The sequence below is a fragment of the Pseudomonas sp. genome (assembly GCF_049590575.1).
Lineage (GTDB): Bacteria > Pseudomonadota > Gammaproteobacteria > Pseudomonadales > Pseudomonadaceae > Aquipseudomonas.
This window is the reverse complement of the sequence record NZ_JBAWDE010000416.1, coordinates 1-6600: the sequence shown is the minus strand read 5'-3', so window position 1 is coordinate 6600 and position 6600 is coordinate 1. Positions and strand designations below refer to the sequence as shown.

6 protein-coding genes and 1 pseudogene are annotated in these 6600 nt (G+C 65.0%); 5 read left to right on the top strand and 2 right to left on the bottom strand.

Annotation, left to right across the window (positions count from 1 at the left end; translation table 11 throughout):
• Positions 1–83: 83 nt before the first annotated feature.
• The gene (locus WBR57_RS29235; RefSeq protein ID WP_424088902.1) at positions 84–977 is read right to left on the bottom strand and encodes an AraC family transcriptional regulator N-terminal domain-containing protein; all 894 of its coding nucleotides are present in this window, start codon (positions 975–977) and stop codon (positions 84–86) included.
• Positions 978–1115: 138 nt separating this feature from the next.
• Between WBR57_RS29235 and WBR57_RS29230 the strand changes: the two genes are divergently transcribed.
• Positions 1116–1859: an SDR family NAD(P)-dependent oxidoreductase gene (locus WBR57_RS29230; RefSeq protein ID WP_424088900.1), complete on the top strand. Its 744-nt coding sequence runs from the start codon at positions 1116–1118 to the stop codon at positions 1857–1859.
• Positions 1860–1874: 15 nt separating this feature from the next.
• Complete coding sequence (locus tag WBR57_RS29225) at positions 1875–2852, top strand: saccharopine dehydrogenase family protein (protein ID WP_424088898.1); 978 nt, start codon at positions 1875–1877, stop codon at positions 2850–2852.
• Here WBR57_RS29225 and WBR57_RS29220 read toward each other — a convergent pair.
• The gene (locus WBR57_RS29220) at positions 2839–3714 is read right to left on the bottom strand and encodes an AraC family transcriptional regulator N-terminal domain-containing protein (RefSeq protein ID WP_424088896.1); all 876 of its coding nucleotides are present in this window, start codon (positions 3712–3714) and stop codon (positions 2839–2841) included. The genes WBR57_RS29225 and WBR57_RS29220 overlap by 14 nt on opposite strands.
• 144 nt (positions 3715–3858) lie before the next feature.
• Here WBR57_RS29220 and WBR57_RS29215 point away from each other — a divergent pair, with 144 nt between their 5' ends.
• The 3 genes and pseudogenes from WBR57_RS29215 to WBR57_RS29205 all read left to right on the top strand — a co-directional run.
• Positions 3859–4608: an SDR family NAD(P)-dependent oxidoreductase gene (locus WBR57_RS29215; protein WP_424088894.1), complete on the top strand. Its 750-nt coding sequence runs from the start codon at positions 3859–3861 to the stop codon at positions 4606–4608.
• 148 nt (positions 4609–4756) lie between these two features.
• On the top strand, positions 4757–6130 hold the full coding sequence (locus WBR57_RS29210) for an iron-containing redox enzyme family protein (protein ID WP_424088892.1): 1374 nt from the start codon (positions 4757–4759) through the stop codon (positions 6128–6130).
• A gap of 11 nt (positions 6131–6141) precedes the next feature.
• Positions 6142–6600, top strand: a pseudogene (locus tag WBR57_RS29205) (SAM-dependent methyltransferase); the annotation flags it as partial.

The window sequence follows — 6600 nt, the reverse complement described above, 5'->3', positions numbered from 1 at the left end:
GGCTTGCCCCCGATAGCGGTGTGCCAGTCAACAGATGTAGCGACTGAGCCACCGCCATCGGGGGCAAGCCCCCTCTCACATTTTTATCCCGCCAGCCCTTTGGTCTGCGCCAAAATCCGCGCCGCATCCCGCGCCGGCGGCAGGCCGAACACCCGCGCATAATCGCGGCTGAACTGCGTCGGGCTCTCATAACCCACCTCAAACGCCGCCGTGGTCACGCTGCTGGCATTGGCCAGCATCAACGAGCGGGCCTGCATCAGTCGCACGCGCTTCTGGTACTGCAACGGGCTCAGGTTGGTCACCGCCTTGAAATGCCGGTGAAACGCCGAAACACTCATCGCCGCCCTCGACGCCAGCGCCTCCACCCTGATCGGCTCGGCAAAGTCCCGACGAATCCACTGGATCGCCAGGCTGACCCGCGCCATGGCCGTGTCCGGCGCGGCAATCTCGCGCAGCATCCAGCCGTGGGGGCCTTGCAGCACGCGGTAAAGGATCTCGCGCTCGTAGGCCGGTGCCAGCGCGGCGATTGCCTCGGGGTTGCCCATCAGGCGCAGCAGGCGCACCCAGGCGTCCATCAACTCCGGCGTAACCGCCGCCACTGAAAACCCGGCGTCCTGATCCGCCCGCCGACCCGGCGCGGGCAGGTCGCCCAGCAGGCTGGCCAGCACCGTCGGGTCGAGGGTCAGGCTCACCGCCAGGTAAGGTTCGCCGCTGGGTGCCGGGTGCACCTTGCCGACCGCCGGCAGTTCGATCGACATCACAAAATACGTCGCCGGGTCGTAGTGCAGCGTGCGATCGCCCACGGTCAGGGATTTGCTGCCCTGCAGGATCAGGTTGATCATCGGGTCATACACCGCCGCCAGCAGGTGCTCGGGGATCTCGCCCTGGACCATGGCCACGCGCGGGATGCCGGTCTCGGTGCGGCGGTTGCCGGCCTTGGCGGTCAAGGTACGCAGTTCGTTCAGTTGGGTTTTCATGACCGGCATCCTGCTCGCGCCGGCGGCGGCGTTGCAAGCAAAAAGCACAAACAGGCAGGTTTGGAGCAGGAACCGCCACGTCGGTGCGCAAGGGCAGGGCTACTGTGGGGGCTCATCCGAACCGCAGTGGAGCAGCACATGAACGTAGTCGTCATCACCGGAGGCAGCCGCGGCATCGGCGCCAGCACCGCCGAACTGTGCGCCCGGCAGGGCATGGGCGTGATCCTCACGTACAACCGCCATCCAGAGGCCGCGCAGGCCGTGGTGGCGCGTATCGCAGCGGCAGGCGGCAAGGCCGTGGCATTGGCGCTGGATGTGGCGGACGTCAGCCAGTTCGAGCAGTTTCGGGCAAGCGTGGTGCAGACGTTGCAGACCACCTTTGGCGTCAGCGCGCTGAATGGCCTGGTCAATAACGCCGGTTACGGCCTGTTCGAACCCCTGGCCTCGGTCAGCGAAGCGCAGTTCGACGGCCTGTTCAACGTGCACCTCAAGGGCCCGTTTTTCCTGACCCAAGCGTTGCTGCCGGTGTTCGCCGAACACGCGAGCATCGTCAACCTCACCAGCGCCACCACCCGTGTCGCCACGGCCGGCGTGGCGCCGTATGCCGCATTCAAGGGCGGCCTTGACGTACTCACCCGCTACATGGCCAAGGAATTCGGCGAGCGCCGCATCCGCGCCAACGCCGTGTCCCCCGGCGCGATTCGTACCGAACTGGGCGGCGGCTTGAACGATGAGTTCGAAGCGCTGCTGGCTGCGCAGACCGCCCTCGGCCGCGTAGGCGAACCAGAAGATGTGGCACGGGTGATCGCCCTGTTGCTGTCGGAAGAAAGCACTTGGATCAATGCCCAGACCCTCGAGGTCGCGGGCGGCTACATCATCTGATTGGAAGTCAACCTCATGAAAACGCTGATGATCTACGGCGCCACCGGCTACACCGGGCGCATGGCCGCTGAACACGCCAAGACCCAGGGCCTGCCCCTGGTGATTGCCGGGCGCAATCCCGAACAACTGGCGGTACTCGCCAAGCAACTCGACGTGCCGTATCGCGTCTTCACCACCGACGCGCCATTCGCCAATGCGCTGGACGGTATCGACGTGCTGCTCAACGTTGCCGGGCCTTTCGCGCAAACGGCGGGCCCACTGATGCACGCCTGCATCAAGGCCGGGGTCGACTACCTGGACATCACCGCCGAGATCAACGTTTACCGCCTGGCCGAGCAGCTCAGTAGCGAGGCCGCTGCCGCCGGCGTGATGTTGTTGCCCGGCGTCGGCTGGGACGTGGTGCCCAGCGACTGCCTGGCGATGCACGTCGCCAGCCGCGTGCAACACCCGCAATCGCTGCGTATTGCCCTGCAGGTGCCGGGCGCCATGTCCCGCGGTTCGGCAAAAAGCGTCGGCGCGATCATCGGCGCCGGCGTATTGGCCCGGGTCGACGGTCAACTGGTCGCCACCCCGGACGCACAGCCGCAGCCCCTCGATTTCGGCGCCGGCCCGGTGCTCTGTGCGCCGCTGTCTTTCGGCGACCTGGTAACCGCCTGGCATTCCACGGCGATCGCGAATATCGCGATGTTCGTGCACATCAGCGGCGCGGCCTTCCCCGAAGGCGACCTCAGCCTGTTGCCCGACGGCCCCACGGCTGAACAACGCGACGCCCATCGCGCACGCGCCGTGGCCGAAGTCACCGGCATTGATGGCAAGGTCGTGCGTTCAGTGATCGAAACCGTGAATGGCTACACCTACACGCCACTGGTCGCAGTGGAAGCGGCACGCCGGGTATTGAGCGGGGAGCGCAGCGAGGGTTTTGAAACCCCAGCCCATCTCTTTGGAGTGCAATTTGCCGAGTCGATTGGCGGCACCACCGTCACGGACTATTGACCGGCACCTTGAACCGCGCCGCATCGCGCCCCGGCGGCAGGCCAAACAGTCGTGCGTATTCGCGACTGAACTGGGAGGCGCTTTCATAGCCCACCGTGAAGGCGATGGACGTCGCATCCAGGCTGTCGAACAGCAGCAGCCAGCGCGCCCGCAGCAGGCGCAGGCGTTTCTGGTACTGGATCGGCGTCATCGCGGTGATCGCCTTGAAATGGCGATAGAACGCCGCGACGCTCATGTCGCTCATCGCCGCCAGCGGTTCGACCCGAAAGGGCTCGGTGTAGTGCGCGCGAATCCATTCGGTGGCGCGGCGGATCTGCGCCAGACGCCCGTCCGGGCGCGCCATCTGCACCAGGGTATCGCGCAGTGGGCCTTGCAGGAGGCGAAACACAATCTCGCGCTCGACCAGCGGCGCCAGCACCGCGGCTTCGGTGGGCCGGTCCATCAGCCGCAGCATGCGCAGCCAGGCATCCAGCAATTCGGCCGGTGCCTGCACGGGCGAGAAGTGCAGAGTGCCGCGGCCTTCGCCAGGCTTGATTTCATCGGCCAGCACGGTCGCGATGACGACAGGGTCGAGGGTCAGGCTGATCGCCAGGTAGGGCAGGTCTGGCGCGCTCGGATGCACCTGGCCGGTAGCGGGCACCTCCACGGGCACCACGAAATAGCTGGCCGGCCCACAGGTTGCGACCTGATCGCCCATCGACAGGGTTTTAGAACCCTGCAAAACCAGGTGCAGCATCGGCGGGTAGACCTGATCGGCGCAGGCTTCGGCGCGCACCATGGCCACGCGCGGCAGGCCGGTGTCAGTCCACGTATTGCCTGCGCGCATCACCAGGCGGCGCAGTTCATCCAGGTCGTTATTCATGGCGTCGACCATGACCCGTGCCGCAACGCAACGCAAGCCAAGTGAGAAGAATAGGCAAGCATGGGAGAGAAACCGGCAAACGCTGCGTCAGGTGTTGCCCGAATACTGAAGGTCAGCTCTATCACTCTACTCAGGAAAACAGCTATGACACTCAACGGAAAAATCGCAGTGGTGACCGGCGCCTCCAAAGGCATCGGCGCAGGCATCGCCAAGGCCCTGGCAACAGCAGGCGCTACGGTGGTGGTCAACTATGCCAGCAGCAAACCCGACGCCGACGCGTTGGTTGCGCATATCCAGGCCCAGGGCGGCAGCGCGCTCAGCGTGCAGGCCGACATGAGCCAGGCCGCCGATGTGGTGCGCCTGTTCGATACGGTGCGCAGCGAATACGGCCGCCTCGATATCCTGGTCAACAATGCGGGCAAGGCCGTGTTCCAGATGATCGAAGACCTGACCGAAGACGCCTTCCACCAGCAATTCAACCTCAACGTGCTGGGTTACCTGCTGGCGGTCCGCGAGGCAGTCAAGCTGCTGGGGCAGGGTGGCAGCATTGTCAATATCAGCTCGATCCTCAGCACTGACCCCTACCTGGCCTCCAGCGTCTACTCGGCCACCAAGGGCGCGGTGGATACGCTGACCTTCGCCCTGGCGCGCGAGTTGGGGCCACGCGGGATTCGTGTCAATTCGATCCTGCCGGGCCACACCAACACGCCGGCCACCGATGGCAACTTCGCCGGCGAGTTTGGCCAGTCGCTGATCGCCGGCACGCCGCTGGGACGCTTCGGCGAGCCCGAAGACATCGCGCCACTGGCGGTATTCCTGGCCGGCGAGGCGGCGCATTGGGTTACCGGCGAATCAATCCGTGCGTCGGGCGGTGTGCGCGGCGTGGGTTACTGACAACCGCCGATCCGCCCCTGGATAACCTCGATTGAATTTTCCGCAACCGCCGATGCTCTGCACTGTTAGAAGCGCGAGATTGTGAGCGCTCTTGGGGGCTTCCTTGTGGGGAAGCCCGCTTGTATCGGACTTTGCGGACACTGCCATCATGACGCTGCTAAAAGCGCTGTCGGGCCAACCGGCCTCTATCACCCAGTCGGGCCGCTACCAGCGGTTGTATCAACAGCTGTATGGCGAAACCCGTGGCGCCGACGCGATTGCGCGCGAGTTTTTGCAGGCGCAACTGGCCCAGGTGCGCGAAGCACCCAGCGAGTTGCCGCAGGAGCCCGAGCAGTTGCACGCCTGGGTCGAACAGCGCTGCGCCGAGGTGGCCCAGGCCTATGCCGAATACCTTGAGCAACGCCAGCAAGGCCAGCCACGGCGCTACTTCCAGAACAAGGCCCACGCCCTGTATGTGCTGCAACGCGTGGCGCCGACCAAGCAGGTCGATGGCGCCTGGCTCTACGGCCTGCTGCGCTACTGGCAGGACCCACGCTTTGATGGCCTGCTCACCACTTACCTCGAAGAACTGGGCGATGGTGAAGCGGCGCAAAACCATGTAGTGATCTACCGCAAGTTGCTCAACGAGCATGATGCCAACAGCGACGCCGGCCTCGAAGACGTGCACTACCTGCAAGGCGCCTTGCAAATGGCCTTAGGCCTGTGCGCCGAGGAATTCCTGCCGGAAGTGATCGGCTACAACCTCGGTTACGAGCAACTGCCGCTGCACCTGTTGATCACCTCCTATGAGCTGAGCGAACTGGGCATCGACCCGTATTACTTCACCCTCCACGTGACCATCGACAACGCCAGCAGCGGCCATGCCTGCAAGGCCGCGCAGTCGGTGCTGGACCTGTTGCCGCTGGGCGAGGGCAGGGCGGACTTCTACCGCCGCGTCGCCGAGGGCTATCGCCTGAATGATCTGGGGCCCGGCACCACGGCTGTGATCAATGCCTTCAACCTGCAGGATGAAGTGGTCGCGATGCTCGAACGCAAGCGCGCCTACGGCCAGCACATGCATTCGGACTACTGCCGCTTCGAGGGCAAGACCGTCAACCAGTGGCTGGCCGAGCCGGGGCAGATCGGCGCGTTTCTGCAGGCGATGGAGGACAAGGGCTGGATCAAACGCAACCAGGACCCGGCCGAGAGTCGTTTCTGGCAATTGATCGAGGGCGCCGGGGCGGCGATGTTCGGCGTGTTCAGCGGTTATGAAAAACGCCTGCTGCACGACTGGATCGCCGGCGACTGGGTCAGCGACCAGCGTGTACCGCCGGTGCGGCCGGGGCGCGGCAGCCGCTTTTCGCAGGAGCAGCATCGCCCCGCCGACCCGGACACCCAGGCGCTGGTCGAGTCGCTGTGGCAGCTGCCCGATGAAAGGCAGATCGACGCGCTGATCCCCTGGCTGTCGGCACGCCGCCACTGCACGCCGGCCGGCCTGTACGCCACCCGCCGTTTTATCCAGCTGCGCGCGCGTTTGCGCTAAGGAACCTGCCCATGTCTGCACAACAACTGGCTGATCGCGCCTTGCTCAACCTGGGCCGCGGGTTGAAGGAGAACGGCTACCGGTTCATCACCCCGACGCCCTTGACCCATGATCGCGTCTATCAACGCCTGGCATCGCCGCTGGCTACCAACCTGCGCGATGTGTTCGGTTGGTCGTTGCCGTTTGACAACGAGCTGTTGCCGGAGGCGTTTCGCGAGGAGTTGCAGCAAGCCGATGTGATTGAAAAACACGACGCGCTGTGGCGCAGTGCGGTGCGCTGGTCGAATCTGGATGAGCTGTTGTTTGCCCATTCGGCTTACCCCACGACGCAGCCGGACGCGGTGTTTTTCGGCCCGGACAGTTACCGCTTTGCGCAGCTGATCGAGGCCCATCTGCAACAGCGCTTCGAGCCGGTCAAGCGCGCCGTCGACATCGGCTGCGGCGCTGGCGTGGGTGCGCTGGTGGTCGCG

Coding starts and splice junctions, on each gene's coding strand:
- WBR57_RS29235 (WP_424088902.1), bottom strand. CDS start 977: ATGAAAACCCAACTGAACGAACTGCGTACCTTGACCGCCAAGGCCGGC.
- WBR57_RS29230 (WP_424088900.1), top strand. CDS start 1,116: ATGAACGTAGTCGTCATCACCGGAGGCAGCCGCGGCATCGGCGCCAGC.
- WBR57_RS29225 (WP_424088898.1), top strand. CDS start 1,875: ATGAAAACGCTGATGATCTACGGCGCCACCGGCTACACCGGGCGCATG.
- WBR57_RS29220 (WP_424088896.1), bottom strand. CDS start 3,714: ATGAATAACGACCTGGATGAACTGCGCCGCCTGGTGATGCGCGCAGGC.
- WBR57_RS29215 (WP_424088894.1), top strand. CDS start 3,859: ATGACACTCAACGGAAAAATCGCAGTGGTGACCGGCGCCTCCAAAGGC.
- WBR57_RS29210 (WP_424088892.1), top strand. CDS start 4,757: ATGACGCTGCTAAAAGCGCTGTCGGGCCAACCGGCCTCTATCACCCAG.